Source organism: uncultured Massilia sp. (assembly GCF_913773735.1).
In the GTDB taxonomy this organism is placed as follows: Bacteria; Pseudomonadota; Gammaproteobacteria; order Burkholderiales; family Burkholderiaceae_D; genus Telluria.
Window position 1 is genome coordinate 166,858 of the sequence record NZ_CAJYEB010000025.1, and the last position, 25,177, is coordinate 192,034.

The 25,177-nt window shown below is 70.4% G+C and carries 24 protein-coding genes; 11 read left to right on the plus strand and 13 right to left on the minus strand.

Annotated features, from left to right (window positions below; genetic code table 11):
• Positions 1 to 17: 17 nt before the first annotated feature.
• Complete coding sequence (locus QZ749_RS13440; protein WP_296947665.1) at positions 18 to 575, minus strand: hypothetical protein; 558 nt, start codon at positions 573 to 575, stop codon at positions 18 to 20.
• Positions 576 to 770: 195 nt separating this feature from the next.
• Here QZ749_RS13440 and QZ749_RS13445 point away from each other — a divergent pair, with 195 nt between their 5' ends.
• The 4 genes from QZ749_RS13445 (at position 771) to QZ749_RS13460 (ending at position 4,196) form a co-directional block, all read left to right on the plus strand.
• Positions 771 to 1,856 carry an acyltransferase gene (locus QZ749_RS13445; protein ID WP_296947668.1) on the plus strand — a complete coding sequence of 362 codons (1,086 nt, stop codon included), beginning with the start codon at positions 771 to 773 and terminating at the stop codon, positions 1,854 to 1,856.
• Positions 1,857 to 1,953: 97 nt separating this feature from the next.
• A complete protein-coding gene (locus tag QZ749_RS13450; protein ID WP_296947671.1) occupies positions 1,954 to 2,634 on the plus strand; it encodes a hypothetical protein in 681 nt (226 codons plus the stop codon).
• 71 nt (positions 2,635 to 2,705) lie between these two features.
• On the plus strand, positions 2,706 to 2,834 hold the full coding sequence (locus QZ749_RS13455) for a hypothetical protein (protein WP_296947674.1): 129 nt from the start codon (positions 2,706 to 2,708) through the stop codon (positions 2,832 to 2,834).
• Positions 2,835 to 2,933: 99 nt separating this feature from the next.
• Complete coding sequence (locus tag QZ749_RS13460; RefSeq protein ID WP_296947676.1) at positions 2,934 to 4,196, plus strand: DEAD/DEAH box helicase; 1,263 nt, start codon at positions 2,934 to 2,936, stop codon at positions 4,194 to 4,196.
• 201 nt (positions 4,197 to 4,397) lie between these two features.
• Here QZ749_RS13460 and QZ749_RS13465 read toward each other — a convergent pair whose 3' ends face one another.
• The gene (locus QZ749_RS13465; RefSeq protein ID WP_296947678.1) at positions 4,398 to 4,631 is read right to left on the minus strand and encodes a hypothetical protein; all 234 of its coding nucleotides are present in this window, start codon (positions 4,629 to 4,631) and stop codon (positions 4,398 to 4,400) included.
• 149 nt (positions 4,632 to 4,780) lie between these two features.
• Here QZ749_RS13465 and QZ749_RS13470 point away from each other — a divergent pair, with 149 nt between their 5' ends.
• The 3 genes from QZ749_RS13470 (at position 4,781) to QZ749_RS13480 (ending at position 8,511) form a co-directional block, all read left to right on the plus strand.
• On the plus strand, positions 4,781 to 5,308 hold the full coding sequence (locus tag QZ749_RS13470; protein WP_296947681.1) for a PH domain-containing protein: 528 nt from the start codon (positions 4,781 to 4,783) through the stop codon (positions 5,306 to 5,308).
• A 150-nt stretch (positions 5,309 to 5,458) separates the two neighbouring features.
• Complete coding sequence (locus tag QZ749_RS13475) at positions 5,459 to 7,333, plus strand: LodA/GoxA family CTQ-dependent oxidase (RefSeq protein WP_296947683.1); 1,875 nt, start codon at positions 5,459 to 5,461, stop codon at positions 7,331 to 7,333.
• A complete protein-coding gene (locus QZ749_RS13480; protein WP_296947685.1) occupies positions 7,330 to 8,511 on the plus strand; it encodes an NAD(P)/FAD-dependent oxidoreductase in 1,182 nt (393 codons plus the stop codon). Before QZ749_RS13475 ends, QZ749_RS13480 begins: the two co-directional genes overlap by 4 nt.
• Here QZ749_RS13480 and QZ749_RS13485 read toward each other — a convergent pair.
• Both QZ749_RS13485 and QZ749_RS13490 read right to left on the minus strand, forming a co-directional pair.
• Positions 8,489 to 9,223: a hypothetical protein gene (locus QZ749_RS13485; RefSeq protein WP_296947687.1), complete on the minus strand. Its 735-nt coding sequence runs from the start codon at positions 9,221 to 9,223 to the stop codon at positions 8,489 to 8,491. The genes QZ749_RS13480 and QZ749_RS13485 overlap by 23 nt on opposite strands.
• Positions 9,224 to 9,245: 22 nt before the next feature.
• Positions 9,246 to 9,992 carry a helix-turn-helix domain-containing protein gene (locus QZ749_RS13490; RefSeq protein WP_296947690.1) on the minus strand — a complete coding sequence of 249 codons (747 nt, stop codon included), beginning with the start codon at positions 9,990 to 9,992 and terminating at the stop codon, positions 9,246 to 9,248.
• Positions 9,993 to 10,220: 228 nt separating this feature from the next.
• On the opposite strand from QZ749_RS13490, the gene QZ749_RS13495 reads away from it, so the two are divergent.
• Positions 10,221 to 10,418, plus strand: a complete 198-nt coding sequence (locus tag QZ749_RS13495) for a YqaE/Pmp3 family membrane protein (protein WP_296947693.1) — start codon at positions 10,221 to 10,223, stop codon at positions 10,416 to 10,418.
• Positions 10,419 to 10,422: 4 nt separating this feature from the next.
• On the opposite strand, the gene mnhG is transcribed toward QZ749_RS13495, so the two are convergent.
• From mnhG to QZ749_RS13530, 7 genes are read right to left on the minus strand one after another with little or no spacing between them, the layout of a single operon-like run.
• Complete coding sequence (mnhG, locus tag QZ749_RS13500; protein ID WP_296947695.1) at positions 10,423 to 10,797, minus strand: monovalent cation/H(+) antiporter subunit G; 375 nt, start codon at positions 10,795 to 10,797, stop codon at positions 10,423 to 10,425.
• Complete coding sequence (locus QZ749_RS13505) at positions 10,794 to 11,072, minus strand: K+/H+ antiporter subunit F (RefSeq protein ID WP_296947697.1); 279 nt, start codon at positions 11,070 to 11,072, stop codon at positions 10,794 to 10,796. The genes mnhG and QZ749_RS13505 overlap by 4 nt, the downstream gene beginning before the upstream one ends.
• On the minus strand, positions 11,056 to 11,571 hold the full coding sequence (locus tag QZ749_RS13510; RefSeq protein ID WP_296947701.1) for a Na+/H+ antiporter subunit E: 516 nt from the start codon (positions 11,569 to 11,571) through the stop codon (positions 11,056 to 11,058). The genes QZ749_RS13505 and QZ749_RS13510 overlap by 17 nt, the downstream gene beginning before the upstream one ends.
• A complete protein-coding gene (locus tag QZ749_RS13515; protein ID WP_296947704.1) occupies positions 11,568 to 13,190 on the minus strand; it encodes a monovalent cation/H+ antiporter subunit D in 1,623 nt (540 codons plus the stop codon). The genes QZ749_RS13510 and QZ749_RS13515 overlap by 4 nt, the downstream gene beginning before the upstream one ends.
• A complete protein-coding gene (locus QZ749_RS13520; RefSeq protein WP_296947707.1) occupies positions 13,187 to 13,531 on the minus strand; it encodes a Na+/H+ antiporter subunit C in 345 nt (114 codons plus the stop codon). Before QZ749_RS13520 ends, QZ749_RS13515 begins: the two co-directional genes overlap by 4 nt.
• The gene (locus tag QZ749_RS13525; protein WP_296947710.1) at positions 13,531 to 16,461 is read right to left on the minus strand and encodes a monovalent cation/H+ antiporter subunit A; all 2,931 of its coding nucleotides are present in this window, start codon (positions 16,459 to 16,461) and stop codon (positions 13,531 to 13,533) included. Before QZ749_RS13525 ends, QZ749_RS13520 begins: the two co-directional genes overlap by 1 nt.
• 41 nt (positions 16,462 to 16,502) lie before the next feature.
• Positions 16,503 to 17,390 (minus strand): universal stress protein, encoded by an 888-nt coding sequence (locus QZ749_RS13530; protein ID WP_296947712.1) that lies wholly within the window; start codon positions 17,388 to 17,390, stop codon positions 16,503 to 16,505.
• Between the two features lie 314 nt (positions 17,391 to 17,704).
• On the opposite strand from QZ749_RS13530, the gene QZ749_RS13535 reads away from it, so the two are divergent.
• From QZ749_RS13535 to QZ749_RS13545, 3 genes are all read left to right on the plus strand, one after another.
• Positions 17,705 to 19,132, plus strand: coding sequence for a metallophosphoesterase (locus tag QZ749_RS13535; RefSeq protein WP_373896821.1), 1,428 nt, complete (start codon positions 17,705 to 17,707; stop codon positions 19,130 to 19,132).
• Positions 19,122 to 20,360, plus strand: a complete 1,239-nt coding sequence (locus QZ749_RS13540) for a cytochrome-c peroxidase (protein WP_296947714.1) — start codon at positions 19,122 to 19,124, stop codon at positions 20,358 to 20,360. The genes QZ749_RS13535 and QZ749_RS13540 overlap by 11 nt, the downstream gene beginning before the upstream one ends.
• A 167-nt stretch (positions 20,361 to 20,527) precedes the next feature.
• A complete protein-coding gene (locus tag QZ749_RS13545) occupies positions 20,528 to 21,559 on the plus strand; it encodes a hypothetical protein (RefSeq protein WP_296947716.1) in 1,032 nt (343 codons plus the stop codon).
• A gap of 1 nt (position 21,560) precedes the next feature.
• Here the strand turns inward: QZ749_RS13545 and QZ749_RS13550 are convergent, their stop codons facing one another.
• The gene (locus tag QZ749_RS13550) at positions 21,561 to 22,349 is read right to left on the minus strand and encodes a hypothetical protein (protein WP_296947719.1); all 789 of its coding nucleotides are present in this window, start codon (positions 22,347 to 22,349) and stop codon (positions 21,561 to 21,563) included.
• A gap of 137 nt (positions 22,350 to 22,486) precedes the next feature.
• Positions 22,487 to 25,162 carry a GNAT family N-acetyltransferase gene (locus QZ749_RS13555; RefSeq protein ID WP_296947720.1) on the minus strand — a complete coding sequence of 892 codons (2,676 nt, stop codon included), beginning with the start codon at positions 25,160 to 25,162 and terminating at the stop codon, positions 22,487 to 22,489.
• Positions 25,163 to 25,177 lie beyond the last annotated feature (15 nt).

Genomic DNA, 25,177 nt, shown 5'->3' on the forward strand with positions numbered 1-25,177 from the left:
CTGGTACCGCCGTGCCGTCAGCGGTCGTGGCCGCGGCCGGGTCCACCGTGGCCGGGGCCGCCATGACCCGGGCCGCCGTGGCCGGGACCACCATGGCCGGGACCGCCATGGGGCGGCCCGTCGTGGCGCGGACCGCCGTGGTGCGGCCCGCGGTCCCAGCCGCCGTGCGGGCCGTGGTGCGGACGCGGACCGTAGTCGCGGTACTCGACGCGCTCGACCACGCGCACCGGGCGGCCGTGGTAGTGCTCGCGCCAGCGCGGCACGTAGGTGTTGCGGTACCAGTCGTCGCGCACGAACAGCACCGGACGGCCGCAGGCGCCGTAGCGGCCGCAGTAGCGCGACCAGTGGCGCCGATGGTCGACCGGCACGCGCAGGTAGATCGGTTCGGCGACGTAGTTCGGGGCCGGCGCGATGATGACCGGGCGCGGCGCGTACAGCACCGGCTGCGGCGCGAAGTCGCCGACGTCGATGCGGCCGTAGAAGCCGGGCTGGCCGATGCTGACGCTGACGTTGGTCTGGGCCTGGGCCGGGAGGGCGGACGCGCACAGCGCGAGACCGAGGACGATGGATTTCATGGTTGCCTCTGGTAGGAAAGCTGGAAGTGTGTCGAGTTTATCGCATGGAATATTACAGTTCCGTTCGTTGCAACACATCCTTACATTGTCGGGCACGCTGTTACCAATGCGGCGCGCCCGTTGCTCCGCTTTATCGGGTGTATCCGCCACGTAGCGTGCGCGCGCCCGGCCCACGTCGCGGCTACCATCCGCAGGATGACTATCGACAGGGAAACCGCAAACCGCATCGCCGTGCTGCGCCCGCTGCTGATCTTCGGCGTGGTGTTCCTGCACGTGCCGGGCCAGGTGGACCAGGCCAGCCTGCTGGGCCACGGCTGGTTCGACTACCTGTCCGGCTTCTTCCAGCTCGGCCTGTTCCGCGGCACCGTCCCGACGCTGACGCTGATCGCCGGCTTCCTGCTGTATCGCGCCGGCCTCGACCTCGTGCCGGGCAAGCTCTACCGCAAGAAGGCGCGCACGATCGGCATCCCCTTCCTGGTCTTCAACGTGGCCCTGGCGCTGATGGCGGCGGCGATCCAGGCGCGCTTCGACCTCGTCTTCATGCGCGACCTGGTCGGGGTGGCGCCGCGCGACTGGATCAATGCGCTGTTCGGCGTCAAGGCGGTGCCCTTCAACTACCCGCTTTACTTCCTGCGCGACCTGATGGTGCTGATCGCCCTGGCCCCGCTGCTCGGCTGGTTCCTGCGCCGGCGGCCGTTGGTCGGCGTGCTGCTGGTGGCGCTGGTGTTCGGCTGCGGCTTCGACGGCTGGCTGATCCGGCGCGACAGCAGCGCCGTCATGTTCGCCATCGGCGGCTGGCTGGCGCTGGCGGACCGCGACCTGCTGGCGGCCGACCGCCTGGCCGTGCCCGCGGCGGTGCTGCTGGTCCTGCTGTGCGCCGCGTTGCCCGCGCTGCGCATCGACGACAACACCTTCCTCGTCTACACGGCGCCCTTCCTGATCTGGCCGGCCGTCGCGCTGCTGCGCGGCACCGCCCTGTGGCCGCTGGCGCTACGCATGAGCAAGTACAGCTTCTTCGTGTTCGTGGCCCACGCGCCGCTGCAGGAACTGCTGTACTGGGGCTACGTCCACCTGCGCCGCACGGTGCCGATTCCCTACGAGGCGTTCTGGTTCCTCGGGCCGGTGCTGACGATCGGCATCCTGGTCGCCGTCTACCACGGCGCGATGCGGGTGGCGCCGCGCGCCTTCAACGCCGTCATCGGCGCGCGCGCCGGCAAGGCGCGGCCGGGCGAGGCGCACGCGGACGACGCCGGGGCGAAGGCGCTGTCGCGCGCCGGCTGAACGTGGCGCGTGCAAGAAAGCAACAGATCATCATCCCATGCTGGGCGGGGGCGAACGGCGACGGCTACAATCGCCGCTTTCACCTTCGGAAACAACAATGTTTGCAAAACAAATCGCGCTGGCGGGTGCCGCGCTCCTGTTGTCGGCCGGCGCCAGCGCCCAGGTCGGCATTACCGCGGACCTCGGCACGACCGGCGTGGGCGCCCACCTCGTGGTGCCGATGGAGACCTACCTGAACGGCCGTTTCGGCATCAACTATTTCAAGCACGACTTCAGCAAGACCTCGGGCAGCGTCGCCTACGACGTCGACGGCAAGCTGCAGTCGGTCGACATCCTGTTCGACTGGTACCTGCGCGAAGGCAGCAGCTTCCACGTCACCGGCGGCGTGCTGTACAACGGCAACCGCCTGGACGCCCATGCCAAGCCGAACGCCAACGGCACCTTCGCGCTGAACGGCACCGGCTACACGACGGCGAACATCGGCGGCCTGAACGGCACGGTCGACTACCGCAAGGCGGCGCCCTACATCGGCATCGGCTGGGGCAACCCGCTGGCCGGCGCGAAGAACGGCCGCGGCTGGAGCTTCAACAGCGACATCGGCGTGTTCTACATGGGCAACCCGAACGTCAAGCTGGTCAACTGGAGCTGCACGCTCGGCACCACCGGCTGCGCCACGCTGGCCAAGAACATCGAGGTCGAGCGCGTCAAGCTGCAGGAAGACTTCGACGACCTGAAGGTGTATCCGGTCCTGCGCGCCAGCGTCAGCTACGCGTTCTGAACCCGCGGCGCGCTGCGGCGCGCCGCCGTCCGCGCCGTTCGACTACGATGTCCCTCCAGGAGGCATCGATCATGAACAAGCATCCGTTGCGCTGGAGCGTACTGGCGGCAGCCTGCCTGCTGCTGGTGGCGTGCCAGGACCGGCGCGAGCCGGTCAAGCCCACCGTCGATCCGGGCGCCGTGGTCGCTCAGGCGGCCTGATCCAGGCGACCCGAGCCAGGCCGCCCTCTTCCACACGCGCCTGGCACGCCCGGCGCGCGGCACGGTACACTGTCGCCTTTTGCACGGTACCCTTCTCCCATGTCGTTTGCCTCGCTCGGCCTGATCGACCAGATCACGCGCACACTCGCCGCACTGCACTACCACACGCCCACCGCCGTCCAGGCCCAGGCGATCCCGGCCGTCCTCGCGGGACGCGACGTGATGGCCGCCGCCCAGACCGGCACCGGCAAGACCGCCGGCTTCACCCTGCCGCTGCTGCAACGCCTCGTCATGGACGGCGGCCAGGTCGCCAGCAACAGCGTGCGCGCCCTCGTGCTGGTGCCGACGCGCGAACTGGCCGAACAGGTCCATGAAAGCGTGCGCGCTTATGGCGCCGGCCTGCCGCTGCGCACGATGGTTGCCTATGGCGGGGTCAGCATCAATCCGCAGATGATGCGCCTGCGCAAGGGCGTCGACCTGATGGTGGCCACGCCGGGCCGTCTGCTCGACCTGCAGCGCCAGAACGCCGTGCGCTTCGACCGGGTGCAGGCGCTGGTGCTGGACGAGGCCGACCGCATGCTCGACCTGGGCTTTTCGCGCGACATCGACAAGCTGATGGCGCTGCTGCCGGACAAGCGCCAGACGCTGCTGTTCTCGGCGACGTTCTCGGATCCGATCCGCGCGCTGGCCGGCAAGCTGCTGCACGACCCGGTGAACATCGAGGCGACGCCGCGCAACACGACGGTAAGGGCGATCCGCCAATGGATCGTCCCGGTCGACAAGAAGCGCAAGCCGGAACTGTTCCTGCACCTGCTCGCGCGCCACGGCTGGGGCCAGGTACTGGCCTTCGTCAAGACCCGCAAGGGCGTCGACGAGCTGGTCGGCCTGCTCGACGCGAAGGGCCTGGCCAGCGACGCGATCCACGGCGACAAGCCGCAGCCGGCGCGCCTGCGCGCGCTTGAGCGCTTCAAGGCGGGCGAGGTCCGCATCCTGGTGGCGACCGACGTCGCCGCGCGCGGCCTGGACATCGACGAGCTGCCCGTGGTCGTCAACGTCGACCTGCCGATCGTGGCCGAGGACTACGTCCACCGCACCGGCCGCACCGGCCGCGCCGGCGCCTCGGGCGAGGCGGTGTCGCTGGTGTGCGCCGACGAGGTCCAGCTGCTGGCCGCGATCGAGGCGCTGACCGGCCAGGTCCTGCCGCGCCAGGAAGAAGCCGGCTTCGAGGCCGAGCACCGCGTGCCGCAGACGAACGCCGGCGGCCAGGTCGTCAAGAAGCCCAAGAAACCGAAAAAGAGCAAACAGGAAAAGGCCCGCGCCGACGCCCCCGTCGTGCAGGAAGACGTGCGTTTCCGCCGTTGAAAGAACCTTTCATTTCAATGTATATATTGAAATTTCCTGTCATCACCTTGACGTCAGCGCAGGTTGGCGCCCGTGCGCACGCATCGCGCCAGCGTTCGTCCAGGCCAGCGACCGGCGGCCCGCATCGGGTGACGGGCCGGTACGACGTCATGCAGGACAAGACGGTGCCGCCGGCAGAACGCCGGTACCGGTCGCGACCGCCTACCTGGTCCGCTCCAGCAGCTTGTTCGACGGCGCCAGCGCCAGCACGAGCAGCCACCCGGCGAGCGAGGCGGCGCGCTGCACGCCGGTAAAGCACAGGACGTACAGCAGCCATTGCGCCGCGTTGTAGGGATGCGCGATGGTCGCCTGGTCCATCACGACGGTGGTGACCACTGCCGCCAGCGCGCTCGTCGGGGCGATGAACCACCATTGCCGCTCCAGTCTCGATGCCATGCCTTGCCTTGTTCCATGCCGTTGGGGGGAACCAAGTCTACCGCATCCGCCCCCCCGCAAAACGCGCACAAAATCACCGCGGCACCCGTACTGGATTTACTTGCAGAAACTGGCATACACTGGTGCACGTCCCGACTCCCCTCGATGCCATGTCGCCCGATCCCATCCCCCTGCGCGCCCGCTTCAACCCGCTGATCAAGCCCTTCCTGGTGCTGAAGATCGGCCTCACGATGGCCTGCACGATCGTCGGCATTCCGCTGGCGCTGGCCTGGTTCCTGGGCGTCGGCCGCTGGTGGGCGCAGCATTATTTCGAGCGACTCGAATGCCAGCTGGGCGAGCGCCACCTGCGCTTTCGCAAGGGCATCCTGGTCACGACCGAGAAAACGATCCCGCTCGAGAACATCCAGGACGTCACCTTCATCGAAGGCCCGATCCTGCGCCACTTCCACCTGAGCACCCTGAAGTTCGAGACGGCCGGGCACAGCGCCGGACAGGCCGCCGACATGCACCTGACCGGCATCGTCGACGCCCAGGCGTTCCGCGCGCGCATCCTGCGGGCGCGCGACGCCCTGCGCGACGCGCCGCAACGGCGCGAAGACGACGCCCAGCTCGCCGTGCTGCGTTCGATCGAGTCGAAGCTGGGCGAAATCGCCGACCTGCTGCGCACCCGGCCCTAGCACCAATACTCCTGGTAACAGAATGTACTAACAGGCAACACCTCTTCACTCTGACAGGACACCGAGAAGTTTCCGGACTGTATAAATATGTCGCGCATCATAGGATGCGCGACACATTCCGGCATCACTCCTTTACCTGAAAGGGCCGTCGTGAGCAGCGAAAGCAAACTTGTCGAACAAATCGCCTACGCGAAAATCCACCCGTCGATCGGCATCGCGCGGGTCGGCAATTCGAAGAAGGAAGACGGATTCTACGTCGGTCCCCAGGTAACCGAGCCGGCACCGAAGGCTGCCGATTTCTACCGGGACAAGGAAGGCGCACTCAAGCGCGAAGTGGCGGAATTCCGCATCTACGGCTACGACGCCCAGGGACGCGTGGTCTGCGAACTGGGCATGGAGCATGGCGTCGACATCGAATGGACGGTCGAGCTGGCCAACCACAAGGCGGCCTGGTACAACTTCGAGCTGGCGCTCGACATTCCCGAAGCGACCACCACGACGCCGTCCACCCGGCGCAATGCGAAAGTGCTGCTGCCGGAACGCGGCACGCTGTCGATCGTGCCCGGCCCGCGCAGCATCGGCGAACCGGGCGAGTCCGGCCCGGAATACCATTTCGACGGCGGCAGCTTCATGGGCATTCCCGTGCCGCTGGGCGAATTGCGCACCGATGCGCAGGGCCGCCTGCGGGTATTCGGCGGCTACGGCAAGTCGGCGTCGGTCGACGCCAGCGCCCCGACCACGTTCGCCAACAACGACGGCTGGTACGACGATACCAGCGACGGCCCGGTGACCGCCCGCGTGCGCGTGGGCGGACGCGAACTGCGCGTCGCGCCGGCATGGGTGGTGGTGGCGCCGCCCAACTACGGACCGCAGCAGAAATCGGTGCGCACCATGTACGCCCTGATGACCGACGTCGCGATCCAGTCCGGACAACTGCCGGTGCCGACGCGGCCGTCCTTCAGGAACGACCTGCTGCCCATCTTCAAGGCCCTGTGCGACCTGCAGTGGATGAACGCCGGCTTCGCGGCCGCGTTCGGCCACGGCATGCCCCAGGATTTCCTGGCGCCGGACTACCTGCGCAAGCTCGCGCAGAAGGGCGACACGTACGCGCAGTTGCGCCGCACCGTCGCCAATGCGTTCCGCAATCCCCAGTACCAGGATGCGTCGATGAAGCCCTGGCCGTGGGTGTACGGCGATGCGATGGACGTGCCGATGCCGCCGATCCCGCGCGCCATGAATGCGCTGACCACCACGCAGCTGGCCATGCTCGAGCGCTGGGCGCTGGGCGAGTTCATCGCCGACTACGATCCCGACGCCGGCGACGACGCACCCCGCGACATCGCCGCCGTGCCGCTGGAAGAACAACCGGCCATGCTGGACCGCGCCGCGCTGGAATTCTGCCTGGCCGATGCCTTCCACCCCGGCTGCGAGATGACCTGGCCGGTGCGCCACGCCTCGATGTACAGCGAGCCCTATCGCTGGCGCCACCGCGCCGCCGACAATCCGGAGCCGGACTACGGCAAGACGCTGACGCCGGCGGAAGCCTGTTCGTTCGACGGGCCGCTGTACGGCCAGTTCGCGGGTTCGATCACGCGCTGGATGGCGATCCCCTGGCAGACCGACACCGCCAGCTGCCGCTCCGGCTACGACACACAGTACGATCCCTACCTGCCGACCTTCTGGCCGGCGCGGGTGCCGAACCAGGTGCTCAGCGCCGAGAACTACGCCAAGGTGATGGACGAGGAGCTGCCGCGCGCCGAACGGCTGGCCGCGTTCAACGACCGCGCCGACTGGGACCGCACGCTCGGCCCCGGCTACATGCAGCAGCTGCAGGCGATGGTCAACCACTTCGACCGCCAGGGCATCGTCGTGGTCCGCGAGGGCATCGCCGACGACCCGGACTTCCCGCCCGTGATGCAGGTCGAGGATTGCGGCGGCCAGGCGTTCACCGACGACGAGCGCGCGGCCACCGACAGCCAGATGCGCCAGGTCGCGCGGCGCGGCACGCCGCATCGTCCGGAGTGAACGTCCGTCCGCCACCGGACGCGGCGCAGGAGTGGGATGCGATCGTCGTGGGCGCCGGGCCGGCCGGCGCGGCGCTGGCGCGGCGCCTGCGCCCCCGCCATCGCGTGCTGCTGCTGGACCGTGCGCCGGCGCGGGCCGCCGCGGCGCCGCGCATCGGCGAGTCGCTCCCCGGGGCGGCCCGCGTGCTGCTGCAGCGCCTGGGCATCCACGACGGCTTCCTCGCGCAGGGTCATGCACAGCGCGGCGCGGCCGTCTCGCAGTGGGAGCAGGACACGCCGGCGTGGTTCGACGGCGTGCGCGATCCCCACGGCCCGGGCTGGCACCTGGACCGTGCGCGCTTCGATGCCTTCCTGCGCGAGGCCGCTGTCGCGGCGGGCGCGGTGCTGGCGGGCGACGTGCGGCAATCGACCGTGGCGCACGACGGCGGGCGCTGGCGCGTCGACGTCGAGCGTCCCGGCCCCGATGGCGCGGCCCCCTCGCTGCACACCCACCGCGCGCCAATACTGGTCGATGCCAGCGGGCGCAGCATGAGCGTGGCCCGCCAGCTCGGCCTGGCCCGGCACGGCCAGGACCGGCTGGTCTGCCTGTACGCGCACCTGCCGGCGGATGCAGGCGACCAAGACCAGCTGACCCGCATCTGCGCCGATACCAACGGCTGGTGGTACAGCGTGCGCGTGCCGTCCGGGCAGCGGGTGCTGGCCTTCCACCTCGACAGCGACGATCCCGACCTGAAGACGCTGCGCGACCCGGCGCGCCTGCTCGCCAGGGCGCAGCGCCACGCGCTGCTGGCCGGCATCCGGCCCGCGACGACGGATTTTGCCGTCCACGCGCAACCGGCCGGCGGCGGCGGACTGGATCCCTCTGCCATTGCCGCCCTGCCCGCGGGCTTCTTCGCGGTCGGCGACGCCATGCTGGCCTTCGACCCGGTGGCGTCGCAAGGGATGTTCAATGCGCTGGCGACGGCCGAGAGCGCCGCCCGGGCGATCGCCGCGACCCTCGGCGGCAGCGCGGATGCGAGGGCGCGGTATCTCGACGAGATGCGCGCGGTGCAGGCCCGCTATCGGCGGCATCTCGACGCGACCTACGCGGCCGTGCAACACCATGCGCACGAACCGTTCTGGCGGCGCCGCGGCGCCGACGCCGCCGCCCCGGTACTCAGTCCCTCGACGCCGGCGTGATCGACTTGCTGACCTTGCCCTGCTCGTCCAGCATGCGGATCTCCGCCTTGCCGTCGGCCGACACCAGCAGCATCATGCGGGTGCGTCCGCGCGCATCCTTCAATTGCAGGGCCGAGCCCTTGTCGCCGGTATTGCCGAGCCAGATGCGGTTCTGGCTCAGGCGCCCCGCCTCGGCCAGCTTGTTCCAGTAGGCCTGCTGCCCGTCCTGCGGCAGCGCGCCGCTTTCTTCGCCGAAGCGGCGGATGTCGTCCATCGACGTCACCGCGAAGCTCGGCACGTCGTTGATGCGGATGCCAGTCATCTGGTGGCCGGCGCCGTCGTTGTTGATCAGCTGGAGCGCCTGGTCCTGGCGGAAGCGGTCGAAAGTCAGCGACAGGCCGGATTCGATCCTGCCGTCCGCGCCGATGCTGCCTTTCTGGATCAGGCCGCCGTTTTCCGTGCCCTCCTCGTTGATGAACAACATGCCGGCGAAGGAATCGCGGTCGGGACGCGCCCGTTCCTTGCCCTGCTGGAAATCGCCGGGGAAGCGGGCCTTGCTGGACAGGATGATGCGTTTGGTGCCGTCCGGCTCGACGATGTTGATGCGGCCGACGGTGATCTCGTCGAAGGTCTCGTGGCGCGCGGGACTCTTGGCGCCCGTCAGGACGAGAACGGCGGCGAGCGCGGCGGCCATGGTGGTGGCGCCGGCGCAGAAGGTGCGGAACTGGGACATGGTCTTCCTTTCGGGTGATGGATCAACGGCGCCTGGTTTTCATGCGGCGCAGCCGCCATTCGATGAACAGGCCGACGAACCCGGAAAACAGCACGATCGCGCCGACGTATTGCAGGATGCGGTTGCCGGACGCCTGCTGGATTTCCGTGTGCACCAGGTCGTAGCGCCGGTGCCCGCCCTCCACGGCTTCGACATAGGTCGTGCCGCGGCTCGCCGGCCATTCCACGACCGCCGGCCGGTCGCGGTTCGTCTGGAACGCCTCGACTTCCTTCGCCATCTCTTCCGGCGTGATGGTCTTGGCCATCATCCGGTTGGCCAGGATTTCGCGGTACTTGCCGAAGATGTTTTCCGCCTCGCCGGGGCGCACGACGCCGGGCGACTGGTAGCGGTACAGCCTGTTGGAAAAGAAGATACCGTCGTTCGCCGCCAGCATCAGCGCGAAGCCGACGATCCAGGCCAGCGCCGAACCGTACAGCCAGCGCCGGGTATCGCCGGCCTGCGCCGCCGCCACGTCGTTGCTGAATCGGGCAACCGCCGGGATGTGGCGCAAGGTCGTGGCCAGCGCGTCGTCGCCGACGTCCTTCAGGAAGGTCGCCTCGTCCATCCCGAGCCCCGCCAGGATGGTCGAGAACATCTCCGCCGACGGCACCGATTTGTCGTTTTCCAGCTTGGACAGGTAGGACTGTTCGATGCCCGCCAGTTGCGCGAGCTGCGGCTGGGTGAGTCCTTTATCGGTCCTGGCCTGCTTGAGTCGTTCGCCAAAAGTCATCGCAACCTTTCCTGGATGTCATGGAAAAGTCGTATTCTTGGCGATTCATGCAAGACTTGAAAGATGAATATGCGCGAATATCGATGAATTTTAGAGAAATCTGTTATCGCCTATTGCCGCAGCACATGGCAATCATCGCTCGCCAACACGGAATCCTTCGTATTATACTTTCCACAACGCAAACAATGCGGTGCCCTCCCGGCCCGCGCAACCGGAAGCCGACCCTCGATGCGACTCATCATTGCCCTGATCCTGCCCTGGCTGACCTTCTTCACGATCGGCCGTCCGCTGGCCGGCATCATTTGCCTGATCCTCCAGGTCACCCTGATCGGCTGGCTGCCCGCCACGATCTGGGCGGTCTACTCCCTCAGCCAGTTCAAGACCGACCAGAAGATCGAACGGGCGATGCGCGGGCGCGGGGTCTGACCCGCTACTCGTCGCCGGGCAGGCGGTAGACCTTCCCGGCCGTCACGCCCGATTCGCGCCGGCCAGCGCGCAGGTCGCGGTACACCGCCGCGCGCATGATCAGCATCGACACCACCGGCGCCGTCAGCATGATGAAGGCAGCGATGATCAGCTCGTGCACGACCAGGCGCGATTGCGAGGCCGTGAAGTACACCATCGAGGCCAGCAGGATGCTGCCGGTGCCCAGCGTGATCGTGATCGCCGGACCGTGGATGCGCTGGTAGAAGGTGCGCAGGCGCAGCAGGCCCAGCGCGCCCAGCAGCACGACGCTCGCGCCCAGCACCAGCAGCAGCGCGACGATGGCGGCGGCCCAGTCGGGGATGGTGTCCAGCGTGCTCATTCGATGATCTCCCCGCGCATCAGGAACTTCGCCAGCGCGACCGTCGACACGAAACCCAGCAGCGCGATCAGCATCGCCGCCTCGAAGTACACCTGGCTGCTGGAGCAGATGCCCAGCACCAGGGCCAGCACCATGCCGGACATCCACAGCGTGTCCAGCGCCAGCACGCGGTCGTGGGCCGAGGGTCCCATCAGCAGGCGCGCGGTGCACAGCAGCATGGCCACGAGCACGCACCCGAGCGCGTACACGGCCGCCAGTTCAAGCAAGGTCGACACGATTTCCCTCCGCTTCAAAGATCTCGATCAGGGGCCGCTCGTAGCGGGTCTGGATGATCCCGACCCAGGCGTCGGCGTCGTGCAGGTCGAACACGTGCAGCACCAGTTCGTGGTCGTCCGCCAGGATCTCGACCCACACCGTGCCCGGCGTCAGGTTGATCAGGCAGGACAGCACGGCCAGCCCGTAGGGGTCGCGCAGCGTCAGCGGGACCCGGATGAACTGCGAATCGACCTTGGCGTAGTCGGCGAACAGGATCACGCGGCAGACGTCGAAGCAGGAACGCACGATCTCGAACGCGGCCATCGCCAGCAGGCGCGCCAGCACGCGCGCCCGGCGCAGGCGCGGATAGCCCTGCGGCTGCAGGCCGCGCGCCAGCAGCGGCGCGGCGATGCCGACGGCGGCGCCCAGCAGCACGTGGGCCGGCGCGAGCGTCTGGTTGAGCAGCAGCCACAGCACGCACAAACCGAGCGACACGAATGGATACGGCAGCCAGCTCATCGGGCGTCCTCCCGCGCCGGCGCTGCCACGACCGGCGCGTGCAGCACCCGCGCCACGTAGTCGCCCGGCCGGTGGATGCCGGCGCTGGCCCGGCCCAGGAAGGCGAAGATCGGGCTGGCCTGCACCGTCATGAACACGCTCAGCCCGACCAGGAAGGCCACCGGCACCACCTCCGAGCGGTGCAGCCGCGGCGCGCCGCCGCCGCTGGCCCAGAAGGTGCGCACGCCGAAGCGCATCATCGACAGCACGGCCACCAGGCCGGATGCGATCACCAGCGCCATCAGCACCCAGCCGGCCGTGCGCACCGGCGCGCCGCCGCCGGGGTTGAGCAGCGCGTGGAACAGGCCGAACTTGGCCACGAAGCCCGACAGCGGCGGCAGGCCGGCGATCGTCAGCGCGCAGGCCAGGAAGGACAGCGACAGGAAGGCCATGGCGGCCGGGATGCCGCGCCCGACCGGCTCCACCGGCGCGTCCTCGACGGCCCACGCCTCCATGGTCACGGCCAGCACGGCGCTGCCCGGGGTGCGGATGCGGTCGATCAGTTCGATCAGCAGCAGGAACGCGGCGATCGCCAGCGTCGAGCCGACCAGGTAGTACAGCGCGGCCGTCACCAGCGAGGCCTGGCCGTAGCCGACCGCCGCCAGCAGCGTGCCGGACGACACCGTCGCCGCGTAGCCGGCCATGCGTCCGGCGCCGTCGCTGGCCAGCATGCCGGCCGTGCCGAACACGATGGTGACCATGCCGCCCCACAGCAGCGCGTCGTAGCCGAAGCCGCCCAGTATCCCGTTCCCGGGCGCGAACAGCAGCAGCCACAGGCGCAGGATCGCGTAGGTCCCGACCTTGGTCATCAGCACCAGCAGCGCCGCCACCGGCGGCGAGGCGGCGGCGTAGGTGGTCGGCAGCCAGAAGCCCAGCGGCCACATGGCGCTCTTGATCAGGAACGCCAGCGCCAGTACCGCCGCGCCGATCTTCAGCAGGCCGGCGTCGTGCGCCGGCAGCGTCGCGATGCGCGCGGCCAGGTCGGCCATGTTCAGGGTGCCGGCGGTCGCGTAGATCAGCGCGGTCCCGAGCAGGAACAGCAGCGAGGCCGCCAGGTTGACGGCGATGTACTGCAGGCTCGCGCGCAGGCGCTCGGCGTTGTAGCCGTGCAGGACCAGGCCGTAGGAGGCGGCCAGCATCACCTCGAAGAACACGAACAGGTTGAACAGGTCGTGCGTGAGGAAGGCGCCGTTGATGCCCATCAGCAGGAACTGGAACAACGTGTGGAAGTGCACGCCGATGCGGCTCCAGCGCATCATCGCGAAGTGCAGCGCGGCCAGGCCCAGTAGGGCCGTCAGCAGCAGCAGCAGCGCCGCCAGCCGGTCCGCCACCAGCGCGATGCCGAACGGCGCCGCCCAGTCGGCGGCCACGTAGACGCCGATGCCATCCTGCCAGTAGCCGCCGTCGGTCATGGCGATCAGCACCAGCGACGTCGCCAGCATGCCCAGCACCGAGGCATAGCCGAGCGCGAACTTGAGGCCGTGGCGGCCCTGGGTCAGCGGCGCCAGCACTGCGCCGCACAGCAGCGGCAGCAGGATCGGGACGAGCAGCAGGTGCTGCATCCAGGGCAGCGCCGTCATGCCTCGGGCTCCCTGCCGTCGACGTGGTCGGTGCCGGTCAGGCCGCGCGCGCCGATCATCACCACCAGGTACAGCGCCGTCGTGGCGAAGCCGATCACGATGGCCGTCAGCACCAGCGCCTGCGGCAGCGGGTCGGCCAGCAGCGCCGGGTCGGGCGGCGTGCCGGCGGGCGTGAGCGGCACGCGGTCGACCCACAGCCGGCCCATGACGAAGATGAACAGGTTGACGGCGTAGGACATCAGCATCAGCCCGATCAGCACCTGGAAGGTGCGCGGGCGCAGCACCAGCCAGATGCCGGAGCCGAACACGATGCCGATGGCGATGGCGATCACGAGTTCCATCAGTGGATCTCCTTGGCGGGCGGCAGCGGCGGGGTGACGGCGGCGCGGCCGGCGCCGGGCGGCATGCGGTGGCTGCGCAGCGACTGGTGCGCCAGCGCCACCAGGATCAGCATCGTCGCGCCCACCACCACCAGGAACACGCCGACGTCGAAGAAGAAGGCGCTCGGTACGTGCAGTTCGCCCAGCAGCGGCAGCGTGACGTGGGCCGTGTGGCTGGTGAGGAAGGGATAGCCGAACAGCCACGCGCCCATGCCGGTGCAGGCGGCGGTGACCAGCCCGAGCGCGATCCACCTGTGCGGGCGCAGGCGCAGATGATCCTCCACCCATTCCGTGCCGGCCACCATGTACTGGACGATCAGCGCGGTGGCGAAGATCAGGCCGGCGACGAAGCCGCCGCCCGGCAGGTTGTGGCCGCGCATGAAGAAGTACAGCGCGATGATCCCCATCACCGGCAGCAGGAAGCGCAGGTAGACGGCCGGCACGGCCAGGTAGCCGCCGTTCTGCGCCTGGCGCTCCGGGGTCTGGCTCACGGCCGGGTCGACGTCGCTGGCCTGCTGCACGGGAATCGCGACGCTCTCCGGCGCCGGCCGGAAGCGCCGCAGCAGCGCGTACACGGTCAGCGCCACCGCGCCCAGCACGGTGATCTCGCCCATCGTGTCGAAGCCGCGGAAGTCGACCAGCAGCACGTTCACGACGTTGGCGCCGCCGCCCTCGCGCAGCGCGCGCAGCACGTAGAAGTCGCTGATCGTGCTGCCCGGCGCGCGCATCAGCACGACGTAGCTGACGGCGGCCAGTCCCAGGCCGCCGCCCAGCGCCGCCGCCACGTCGCGCGCGCGCCGCACCCAGGCGCTGGGCGGGATGCGCGCCGCGAAGCCGCGCGGGCGCCTGCGCGGCGGCAGCCAGCGCAGGCCGAGCAGGATCAGCACCGTCGTCACCGTTTCCACCATCAGCTGGGTCAGCGCCAGGTCGGGCGCCGACAGCCACAGGAAGGTGATGCTGGTGACCATGCCGGTGCCGCCCACCATGACCAGGGCCGCGAGGCGGTGGTACTTGGCCTTCCACGCGGCGCCCAGCGCGCAGGCAGCGCCGATCAGCCACAGCACGGCGAACGGCAGCGCGTCCACGTCGAAGTCCAGCACCGGCATGTCGGGCAGCGGCCAGGCCAGCAGCAGCGGTACGCCTGTCATCATCAGCATCACGGCCAGCAGCTGCGTCTGCAGGCGCCGGGTCGAGGTCCAGCGCATCAGGCGGATCGCCGCCAGGCCCATCGCCTGCATCGCGTTCTCGTACGCCTGCGCCCCCTTGATGCGGTGCAGGACCGGCACGTCGCTGCGCTCGCGCAGGTTGTGGCGGTGCTTGAGGAAGCGGTAGAACAGCCAGCCGCCGGCCAGCGCCACGAAGCTCATCACGAGCGGCAGGTTGAAGCCGTGCCAGATGGCCAGGTCGTAGGCCGGCATGCGCGCGCCCAGCACGGCGTGGGCGGCGACGGCCAGCACCGCGCCCACCACCAGGTTCGGCACCACGCCCACGGCCACGCACAGCAGCACCAGGCATTCGATCGGGAAGCGCATCCAGTGCGGCGGCTCGTTGGGCGGGTCCGGCAGGTCCTGTACCAGGGGGCCGAAGAACACGCTGATGAAGCGCAGCGAATAGGCCACGCTGAAGATGCCCATCAGCGTGGCGGCCACCGCCATCGACCAGTCGTCGTCGCCGCCCACCAGCGCCGCCTCGGCGAAGAACATTTCCTTGGACAGGAAGCCGTTCAGCAGCGGCACCCCGGCCATCGCCGCGCTGGCGACCACGGCCAGCGCGGCCGTGATCGGCATCGCGTGGCGCAGGCCGCGCAGCACGCGCATGTCGCGCGTGCTGGTTTCGTGATCGACGATGCCGACCGCCATGAACAGCGAGGCCTTGAACACCGCGTGGTTCATCGTGTGGAAGATCGCCGCCACCACCGACAGCGGATTGCCGATCCCCAGCAGCACCGTGATCAGGCCCAGGTGGCTGATCGTGGAATACGCCAGCAGGCCCTTCATGTCGTTCTGGAAGATCGCGAAGAACGAGGCCAGCAGCAGCGTGCAGACGCCGGCGCCGCCGACGATCCAGGTCCATTCGTGGCTGCCGGACAGCACCGGCCACAGGCGCATGAGCAGGAACACGCCGGCCTTGACCATCGTGGCCGAGTGCAGGTAGGCCGAGACCGGCGTGGGCGCCGCCATCGCGTGCGGCAGCCAGAAGTGGAACGGGAATTGCGCGCTCTTGGTCAGCGCCCCCAGCGCGATCAGCACCAGCGCCGGCAGGTATAGCGCGTGGGCGCGGATGCGCTCGCCCGCCGCCAGCACCGCGTCGAGTTTGTAGCTGCCGGCGATGTGCCCCAGGATCAGCATCCCGGCCAGCAGGCACAGGCCGCCCATGGTGGTGACGGTGAAGGCCATGCGCGCGCCGCGGCGGGCGTCGTTGCGCTCGGACCAGTAGCCGATCAGCAGGAACGAGGTCAGGCTGGTCAGCTCCCAGAACACCACCAGCTGGATCAGGTTGCCCGACAGGACCACGCCCAGCATCGAGCCCATGAAGGCCAGCATGTAGGCGAAGAAGCGCGCCACCGGGTCGCGCCGCGACATGTAGTAGCGCGCATAGACCGTCACCAGCAGGCCGATGCCCAGCACCATGATCGAGAACAGCCAGGCCAGGCCGTCCATGCGCCAGGCCAGGTCCAGGCCGAACTCGGGCACCCAGGTGAAATAGGCGCGCAGCACCTCGCCGCGCTCGATGCGGCCGAACTGGACGGCAGCCAGCACCAGCGACGCCAGCGTGGCCACGCCCGCGACCAGCGCGGGGCGGGTACGCGATCCGGCCGGCATCGCGGCGGCGACGAACGCGGCGACGAAGGGAATCAGGACCAGCAGGGGCAGCGGCTGCAGCGGCAACATCGGCCTACCTCCGACTTCGGCCGGGCCGGCGGCCCGGCGGTTCAGGCGCCGTCACCGGCGGCTCCGTCCGGCATCGCGGCCGGCACCAGCAGGGTATCGCAGGCGGCGTCCTGCAGCAGGTGGCCGCTGCGGCTGCCCACCAGCAGGCGGCGCAGCGCCGGCTCCTCACGCACGCCGAGCACGGCCAGGTCGATGGCGTTGGCGCGCACGTAGCGCGCCAGCGCCGCCTCCGGCCCGCCCTCGCCCACCGCGAGCGCGACGCCGGCGCGCGCCTGCGGGGACAGCCCGCAGGCGTCGACGAAGCGCTCCAGCTCGGCCTCCATCGCCACCTCGTCAGCCAGCGGCTCCATGCCGTCGCGCACGTGGAAGGCGACCAGGCGCCGGTCCGGGAACAGGCGCGCCGCCAGGCGCAGCGCGCGGCGCGCGGCCGTGCCCCCGTCGACGGCCACCAGCACGGCGCGGTACGGCGCGCGCACGCGCCGGCGCACCACCAGCAGCGGCTGCGCCAGGCCGTGCGCCACCCGCTCGACGGTCGAGCCGAGCAGCGCGCCCACCAGCGTCTCGCCGCGCGGGGCGCCGGTCACCACCAGCCAGCCGGGCAGCGCGGCGGCCGCCTGCAGGATCGCCGCGTCGACCGGGCCGCCGGCGAAGCGCGGCTGCGCCTGCAGGCCGGCATCGGCGAACTCGCGCGCCACCTCGGCGCGGGCGGCGCCTTCCGCGCGCGCCGCGCCGGCGGCATCGTCGCCGTCGAGCCAGGGCAGCACGTCGTCCGGCGCGCGCGCCGGCTCGTGCACCGTCAGCACCTCGACCGGCGCGCCGAATTCGGCGGCCAACTGCCTGGTGCGCTCGAGCGCGCGGTCGCAGCGCGGGCCGAAGTCGGTCGCGAGCAGGAGGCCGGGCAGCCGGGATGAATGATGAGGGTCGCGCATGCCGTTCGTCGCAGTGATATCGAGGTGTCACTGTAACGGTTTTGTGGCGATTACGACAACGCGTTACCGCTGCACTTCAACTATTTATTGAAAACAACTCATCCGGATCCGGGACGATGTATTCCAAGGCCATGTGCATCCGGGGGAACTGGAAGAACGCGATACGCCGCGACGGGCGCGACCTGTCCATGTCGTCTCCGGCGTCCGGGATCGCCGCGCGCGCCGACGGCTGCCGTACCGGGATGGGCGGGTGTCACACGAGGGTCATATCGACGCCCTATATTGTTGCGTTTTTACAATAACAAGGAGCACCAATGACCAAGCCAGTCCCCCACCTGCGCGGCGTCCCCGCCCTCGCGCCGGCAGTCGCCGCCATGGCCGCGCTGCTCGCCGGCTGCGGCTCCACCATGGACGAAGCGTCCAGGAACGAGCACCTGAAGTACGCCTGGGTCGTCGTCGGCGACGGCGGCAAGCCGATCGCGCGCGTGGCCACCGACTACGACAGCTGCCCCTACGTCAACGTCGACGGCAACGCCACCCGCATGACGCTGCGCGCCGCCGCCGGCACCGCCGCCCTGCGCACCACCGCGAGCAGCCCGGCCGACTCGAAGCCGTCGGCCTTCCCGCTGGCCACCTGCGAAGCGACGCTGCCGGCCGGCGCCAAGGACGCCCGCGTCGGCGACAAGGCGCTGCCGCTGCCGAAGGCCGAGCCGCAGCGCGTGCTGGTGCTGGCCGATACCGGCTGCCGCCTGAAGAAGGCCGACAACGCCTTCCAGTCCTGCAACGACGGCGAGATGTGGCCGCTGGCGCAGATCGCCGCCACCGCCGCCGCGATGAAGCCGGACCTGGTGCTGCACATCGGCGACTACCACTACCGCGAGAACGCGTGCCCGGCCGACATCGCCGGCTGCAAGGACAGCCCGTGGGGCTATGGCTGGGATACCTGGGAGGCCGACCTGTTCAAGCCGGCCGCGCCGCTGCTGGCCGCCGCGCCCTGGATCGTCGTGCGCGGCAACCACGAGGAGTGCGCGCGCGCCGGCCAGGGCTGGTTCCGCCTGCTCGACACCCAGCCCTACAGTGCCGCGCGCAGCTGCGACGACCCGGCCAACGACGGCACCGCCAACTACACGACGCCGTATGCCGTCCCGCTGGGCGGCGACACCCAGGTGATCGTGTTCGATTCGGCGCGCACCGGCAAGGCCGCGCTGGCGGCCACCGATCCGCAATTCCTGGCCTACCAGAAGGATTTCAGGACCGTGGCCACGCTGGCCGCGAAGCCGAAGACGACGAGCCTGTTCGTCAACCACCACCCGATCCTGGGCTATGCCCCGATCGCCGGCGGCGCGCCCGCGGGCGGCAATGCGGCGCTGCTGTCGGTGGCGGCGCAGGTGAACCCGACCGCCTACTACCCGGCGGGCATCGCGCTGGCGCTGCACGGCCACGTGCACGACTTCCAGGCCATCAATTTCAGCTCGAACCACCCGGCGACCTTCGTCAGCGGCAACGGCGGCGACAACCTCGACGTCGCCCTGCCCGACCCGTTCCCGGCCGGCGTGGCGCCGGCGCCCGGCGTCACCCTCGACCGGATCACCCACAGCGTGACCTTCGGCTTCATGGTGATGGAGCGCAGCGGCACCAGCTGGACCTTCAAGGCCTACACCAGGGCCGGCAAGCCGATGGCGACCTGCACCCAGTCGCTCAACAAGATCTCCTGCGACAAGGTGGGTTTCCTTGCAGGCTAAGCGCTTCTGCGCCGGCTTGCTGGCATCGGTGGCGGTGGCGGCCGCCTGCGCCGCCGCGGACGTCCAGCGCATCGGCGCGACCCCGCAACTGGCGGCGATGCCGGCCGTCGCGGGGCCGTTCGCGCCATCCCCGGCGCGCGCCGCGCTGGGACGCCAGGCGTTCTTCGATCCGCGCCTGTCCGAGCCGGCCGGCACCAGCTGCGCCAGCTGCCACGATCCGCGCCGGGCCTTCTCCGGCAACCACGGCTCGCGCCTGGGCGTGCCGCTGGGCGCCAGGGCCGACCTGGTCGGACTGCGCAACACGCCGTCGGCGCTGTACGTGGCCTACGTCCCGCGCCTGTTCTTCTACCAGGACGACGACGCCCTGGCCGCCACGCCGTTCGGCGGCCTGTTCGCCGACGGCCGCGCCGACGACGTGCCAGACCTGGTGCGCCATCCGCTCATGAACCCGCTGGAGATGCACAACCGCAGCCTCGCCGACGTGGCGCGCAAGCTGCGCGCGGCGCCGTACGCGGACGGCCTGCGGCGCGAGTTCGGCGCGCGCGCGCTCGACACGACGGCCGGCGCCCTCGCGGCCCTCGGCAAGGCCATGGAAAGCTTCTTGCAAAGCCGCGAGATGGCGCCGTTCTCGTCGCGCTACGACGCCTGGGTGCAGGGCAAGGCGCCACTGACGGCGCTGGAACTGCGCGGCCTGAAGCTGTTCAAGAATCCGGACAAGGGCAACTGCGCCAGCTGCCACAAGTTCAACGAGACGTCGAGCAACCCGGCGCGCTCGCTGTTCACCGACTTCGGCTACGACGCCATCGGCGTGCCGCGCAACCGCGCGATCCCCGCCACGCGCGACCCCGCCTATTTCGACACGGGACTGTGCGCCACCGCCGCCGCGGCAACCTGGCCGGAGCGCGCGCAGTGGTGCGGCTACTTCCGCACGCCCGGCCTGCGCAACGTCGCCGTGCGCGAACGATTCATGCACAACGGCGCGTTCTCCACGCTGCGCGACGCCGTCGCCTTCTACGCCACGCGCGGCATCGAGCCGGAACGCTGGTACAAGGACGGCGTCCTGTTCGACGACGTCCCGAAGGCCTACCGCGGCAACGTCAACGCCGCAACGCTGCCCTACAACCGCCGCAAGGGCATGCAGCCGGCGCTGGACGACGCCGAGATCGACGCCATCGTCGCCTTCCTGCGCACGCTCACCGACGCGCCCTGGGAGACGCGCGCGCCCTGACGGCGCGCCGGCCTCCATTCCCCCGAAGCCGGCATTCGTCGGCCGCGCGACCGGCTTCGTCGCAGTCCGCTTTCGCCGGGCGGCGCCGCTTGGCATGATCGGCGCATCGCCGGCCGGGGCACGTCCCCCGGCCGGACGATCCGCACAAGAACGCCAAGAGGAAACGCATGAAACCAATCGCCCCGTTGTTCGCCTCCGCCCTGCTGTCCGCCGTGAGTTCCACCGCGTGCGCCCAGGATGCGCTCAACGACATCGTCCGCAGCTCGACGAATACCAAGACCACGTTCGCCGTGTTCGACGTGCGTCCCGCCGGCACCAGCCTGGAAGGCATCCAGGAAGCCGTCGCCGCCGCGTTCCGCAAGCACTACGACGGCATCAAGGTGATGCAGCAGATGGCGCCGTATCCGCTGCCGGCCTACGCGCCGCGCATGGGCTTCCACCAGGAGTCGCTGCGCGGCAGCATCGTCAGCGCGCCGGACTGCCCCCAGGCGGCCGCCATCGTCACGTCCTCGGACGGCACGCTGGCCAGGTACGGCGAAGCCTCGGTGCTGCAGGGCTGCGTGTTCCCCTACCGCGATGGCTACCGCGTCAACGTCTACGCTCTGTTCGTGCAGAAGTCCGGCGGCGCCGACGTCAACGTGCTGGGCGCCATGTTCGGCCGCGCCATCACCAACGCGGTCGGCATCGGCGACTCCAGCCGCTTCATCGGCGAGACCGTCGACGACGTCGAGACGCGCCTGAAGGCGCTGGCGCCGGACGTGGCGCTGGTCGAACTGCAGCCGGCGCGGGCGGGCCGCACGCTCGCCGCCGACCGCGCCGCGCCCGCGCCGGCCGCGCCGCCCATTGCGGCGCCGATGGCGGCAGCGCCCGCGGCCGGCGCCAGCCTGCCGCCGGAACTGGCCGCGGTCCAGGCCAGGCTCGCCGCCATGGTGGGCCAGCAGCGCCCGCAGCCGGCGCCGGTGGACGGCCAGGCCAGCCCGGCGCTGCAGGCGCGCAAGGACCTCAGTGCGATGGGCCTGACCTACTACAGCCAGGACCAGTTCGTCGAGGCGGCGCGGCGCGGCGACAGGCTCGCCTGCGAACTGTTCCTGCGCGCCGGCAGCGTCACCGTGACCGGCGCCGACAAGCAGGGCGTCACCGCGCTGAAGGTGGCGGCGACGCCGGAACTGGCCGACTTCCTGCGCGGCCAGGTCCACTGAGTCAGGTAGCCGGCGCCACCAGCACGTAGATGCCGGCCTGGACGCCGCTGCGCGTGAAGGTCCAGTAGGCGCCGTCGGCGCTGCCGGCCGCGCTGGCGGCGACGCAATCCCAGCCGCCCGCCGCCGCGGCGCGGCGGCAGATGCTGGCGCCCTGGCTGGCCGCCAGGCGCGCCTTCGGTTCGATGAAGGCGACCAGGCCGCCGGCCTGGCCGAAGGTCGAGACGAACTCGAAGCCGTCGATGACCGCGCCCGGCAATCCCCGCATGTCCACGCGCGCTTCCCACTTGCTGCGCCAGTCCAGCATCTGTCCGACCGGCTGCGTCATCCCGGGCAGGATCGTGGTGGCGGGCACCAGCTTGCCGAGGCTGACCACGCAGGCGGCGGCCCGCGCCGGCAGCCGCGCGCCGAGCACCACGCCCATCTTCCACGCCAGGTCGAACGCGCCGGGGCCGATGATCGGTCCCGACACGCCGCGGTAGTCGTGCGCCTGGATCCTGAGGGCGATCGGATCGAGCGGCTCGGCGCCGCGCGGCGACACCACCACGCTGGTGTCGTAGCTCGGATTGCCATAGTAGGACGGCCAGCTCTGCGCATAGCCGCCTTCCTCGGCCGCGCCGCCGGTCGGTTCGGTGGCGCCGCAGTAGGACAGCGTGTCGGCGTAGGCCGCCGCCAGCGCCGGATCGGCCTGCGCCTCGTCATCCGCGCCGCCGCCGCAACCGGCCAGCAGGCCGGCGGCCAGTCCCCACGCCGCCGCGCGGCGGGCCATCGTCGAGTCATGTGCTTGCTTCATTGGACTCCCATCCGTGTGTCGATGGGAGGATGATGGCAAGCGCCGCCGGCGAATCCCAGCGGCTTGCGACCGACGGCCCCGATCCGGGAACGAATGCGGGTTTGGCGGTCATTGGTCCCGGCGCGCCCGGTTGGCGCTCAGCGCAGCGGCAACCAGAACTTGCGCACGCCCTCTTCCTCGTCGAGCGGCCCGACGGTGAAGCCGAGCTTGCGCACCAGCCCGAGCACCGGCGAATTCTGCGGCAGCGCCTCGCCCACGATCTCGCGCGTGCCGCGCGCGCGGCAGTAGGCGATCAGCTTGTTCATCAACATGATGCCCAGGCCCTTGCCCTTCAGGTCGGAGCGCACCGTCACCGCGAACTCGGCGCTCATATTGTCCGGATCGGCGACCACGCGGCCCACGCCCAGCGTTTCCGGATGGCCGTCGGGACCGGCGCGGGTGGCGATGAAGGCCATCTCGCGGTCGTAGTCGATCTGCGTGAAGCGCGCCAGCTGGGCCGGCTGCAGCTCGCGCACGCGCACGAACATGCGATAGCGCACGTCGTCCGGCGTGAGCGCGTTGAAGAAGGCGACGTGGGCCTGGCCGTCCTCCGGCCGGATCGGGCGCAGCAGCAGTTGCCCGCCCTGCCACGGCACCAGCTCTTCCAGCTCGGCCGGATAGGGGCGGATCGCCAGGCGGTCGAGCGTGCTGCCGGAACGGTCGGCCATGGCGATGCGCATGCGCGCGTCGAGCACGATGGCGCCGCGGCTGTCGGCCAGCAGCGGGTTGATGTCCAGCTCGACGATCTCCGGCACGTCCGCCACCAGCTGCGCCACCTGCACCAGCACCGCCGCCACCGCGTCGAGGTCGGCCTCGGGATGGTTGCGGTAGCCCTTGAGCTGGCGCGCCACCCGCGTGCGCCCGACCAGGTCGCGCGCCAGCACCGTGTTCAGCGGCGGCAGCGCCACCGCGTGGTCGGCGGCCACCTCCACCGCCAGGCCGCCCTGGCCGAACAGGATCACCGGCCCGAACACCGGATTGGTGGCGACGCCTGCGATCAGTTCGTGGGCGCCGGGATTGCGCGCCATCGCCTGCACGATGAAGCCGTCCAGGCGCGCGTCCGGCTTGAGCTCGGCCAGGCGCCGCGCCATGCGCTCGGCGGCCGACTGCACGGCTTCCGGCGTGTCCAGGTCGAGCGTGACGCCGCCCACGTCGCTCTTTTGCGCCACGTCCGGCGACAGGATCTTGACCGCCACCGGATAGCCGATGTCGCCGGCCGCGCGCACGGCGTCCGGCGGCGTGGCGGCGGCGCGCGTGGGCACCACGGGGATGCCGTAGGCGGCCAGGATCGCCTTGGTGTCGGGGTCCGCCAGCAGGTAGTCGCCCTTGCCCAGCGCCGCGCGCACCAGCGCGCGCGCGCGTTCGCGGTCCGGCTCGCCGTCGCCGACCGAGGCCGGCACTTCCATCAGCAGTTGCTGCGCATGGCGGTAGTTGACGATCTGGAGGAAGCCGTTGACGGCGTCCTCGGGCGTGCGGTACGAGGGCATGCCGGCCTCCGAGGCGATCGTCCTCGCCTCGACCACCGACTGGCCCCCCAGCCAGCAGGCCAGCACGTTGCGCGACGAGCCCTTCGCCAGCGGCGCCACCGCGCGCGCCACGTCGGCCGGATCGACCACCGCGTTCGGCGCGTGGATCACCAGCACGGCATCGACCCCCGCATCGCGCAGCAGCACGTCGACCACGTCGCGGTAGCGTTCCGGCGGCGCATCGCCGCGCAGGTTCAGCGGACCGCTGCCGCGCCATTCGGGCACCAGGTCGCGCAACGTCGCCACGGTCTCGTCGCCCGGCACGGCGGCCTGGCCGCCGCCGTACTGCAGCGCGTCGTTCGCCAGCACCACCGGGCCGGCGCCGTTGCACAGGATCGCCAGCCGCTCGCCGTACAGGGGCTTGGCGCGCGCCAGCGTTTCCACCGCCGCGAACAGCTGCTCGGTGGTGTACACGCGCAGCATGCCCGCGCGGCGGATGGCCGCGTCGTAGACGTCGTCCGGTTTCGCCAGCACGCCGGACAGGCAGGCGCCGACCGCGGCGCCCTCCAGCGAACGGCCGGCCTTGAGGATCAGCGTGGGCTTGCTGCGGGCGGCCGCGCGCGCCGCCGACATGAACTTGCGCGCGTAGCGGATGGTTTCCACGTGCAGCATGATCGCGCTGGTGCCCGGGTCGCTGGCCAGGTAGTCGAGCACGTCGCCGAAGTCGACGTCGGACGATTCGCCCAGCGAGACGAAGCTGGAAAAGCCGATGCCGCGCATGCGCGCCCAGTCGAGCACCCCGCCCATCAGCGCCCCGGACTCGGACACGAAGGCGATCCTTCCCGCCTGGGTGCTGGCGGCGATGCTGGCGTTCAGGCCGATGCCGGGCGCCAGCAGGCCGGAACTGTTCGGCCCCAGGATGCGCAGCAGGTAGGGATTGGCGGCATCCAGCATCGCCTGCTTCAGGCTGCGCCCGCGCAGGTCGCGCGCCGTGGCCAGGCCGCTGCTCATGACGATCGCCGCGCGCGTGCCCAGTTCGCCCAGCGTGCGCACGATGCCGGGAATGGTCGCCGGCGGCGTGCAGATGACGGCCAGTTCCGGCGCCTGCGGCAGGTCGGCGACGTCGTGCCAGACCCGCAGGCCGTCGAGCTCGTCGTACTTGGGGTTGACCGGATACAGCGTGCCCTTGAAGCCGCCGGCGCGCAGGTTGTGCAGCACCGTGGCGCCGACGCTACCGGGACGCTGCGAGGCGCCGACCAGCGCCACCGACCTGGGGGCGAACAGTTGTCGAAGGTTACGAACGCTCATGGACTCTCCGATGGT

Bases quoted from the DNA above. Each gene is read 5' to 3' on its own strand.
- QZ749_RS13440 (WP_296947665.1), bottom strand. From the start codon at position 575: ATGAAATCCATCGTCCTCGGTCTCGCGCTGTGCGCGTCCGCCCTCCCG.
- QZ749_RS13445 (WP_296947668.1), top strand. From the start codon at position 771: ATGACTATCGACAGGGAAACCGCAAACCGCATCGCCGTGCTGCGCCCG.
- QZ749_RS13450 (WP_296947671.1), top strand. From the start codon at position 1,954: ATGTTTGCAAAACAAATCGCGCTGGCGGGTGCCGCGCTCCTGTTGTCG.
- QZ749_RS13455 (WP_296947674.1), top strand. From the start codon at position 2,706: ATGAACAAGCATCCGTTGCGCTGGAGCGTACTGGCGGCAGCCTGCCTG.
- QZ749_RS13460 (WP_296947676.1), top strand. From the start codon at position 2,934: ATGTCGTTTGCCTCGCTCGGCCTGATCGACCAGATCACGCGCACACTC.
- QZ749_RS13465 (WP_296947678.1), bottom strand. From the start codon at position 4,631: ATGGCATCGAGACTGGAGCGGCAATGGTGGTTCATCGCCCCGACGAGC.
- QZ749_RS13470 (WP_296947681.1), top strand. From the start codon at position 4,781: ATGTCGCCCGATCCCATCCCCCTGCGCGCCCGCTTCAACCCGCTGATC.
- QZ749_RS13485 (WP_296947687.1), bottom strand. From the start codon at position 9,223: ATGTCCCAGTTCCGCACCTTCTGCGCCGGCGCCACCACCATGGCCGCC.
- QZ749_RS13490 (WP_296947690.1), bottom strand. From the start codon at position 9,992: ATGACTTTTGGCGAACGACTCAAGCAGGCCAGGACCGATAAAGGACTC.
- QZ749_RS13495 (WP_296947693.1), top strand. From the start codon at position 10,221: ATGCGACTCATCATTGCCCTGATCCTGCCCTGGCTGACCTTCTTCACG.
- mnhG (WP_296947695.1), bottom strand. From the start codon at position 10,797: ATGAGCACGCTGGACACCATCCCCGACTGGGCCGCCGCCATCGTCGCG.
- QZ749_RS13510 (WP_296947701.1), bottom strand. From the start codon at position 11,571: ATGAGCTGGCTGCCGTATCCATTCGTGTCGCTCGGTTTGTGCGTGCTG.
- QZ749_RS13515 (WP_296947704.1), bottom strand. From the start codon at position 13,190: ATGACGGCGCTGCCCTGGATGCAGCACCTGCTGCTCGTCCCGATCCTG.
- QZ749_RS13520 (WP_296947707.1), bottom strand. From the start codon at position 13,531: ATGGAACTCGTGATCGCCATCGCCATCGGCATCGTGTTCGGCTCCGGC.
- QZ749_RS13525 (WP_296947710.1), bottom strand. From the start codon at position 16,461: ATGTTGCCGCTGCAGCCGCTGCCCCTGCTGGTCCTGATTCCCTTCGTC.
- QZ749_RS13530 (WP_296947712.1), bottom strand. From the start codon at position 17,390: ATGCGCGACCCTCATCATTCATCCCGGCTGCCCGGCCTCCTGCTCGCG.
- QZ749_RS13535 (WP_373896821.1), top strand. From the start codon at position 17,705: ATGACCAAGCCAGTCCCCCACCTGCGCGGCGTCCCCGCCCTCGCGCCG.
- QZ749_RS13545 (WP_296947716.1), top strand. From the start codon at position 20,528: ATGAAACCAATCGCCCCGTTGTTCGCCTCCGCCCTGCTGTCCGCCGTG.
- QZ749_RS13550 (WP_296947719.1), bottom strand. From the start codon at position 22,349: ATGAAGCAAGCACATGACTCGACGATGGCCCGCCGCGCGGCGGCGTGG.
- QZ749_RS13555 (WP_296947720.1), bottom strand. From the start codon at position 25,162: ATGAGCGTTCGTAACCTTCGACAACTGTTCGCCCCCAGGTCGGTGGCG.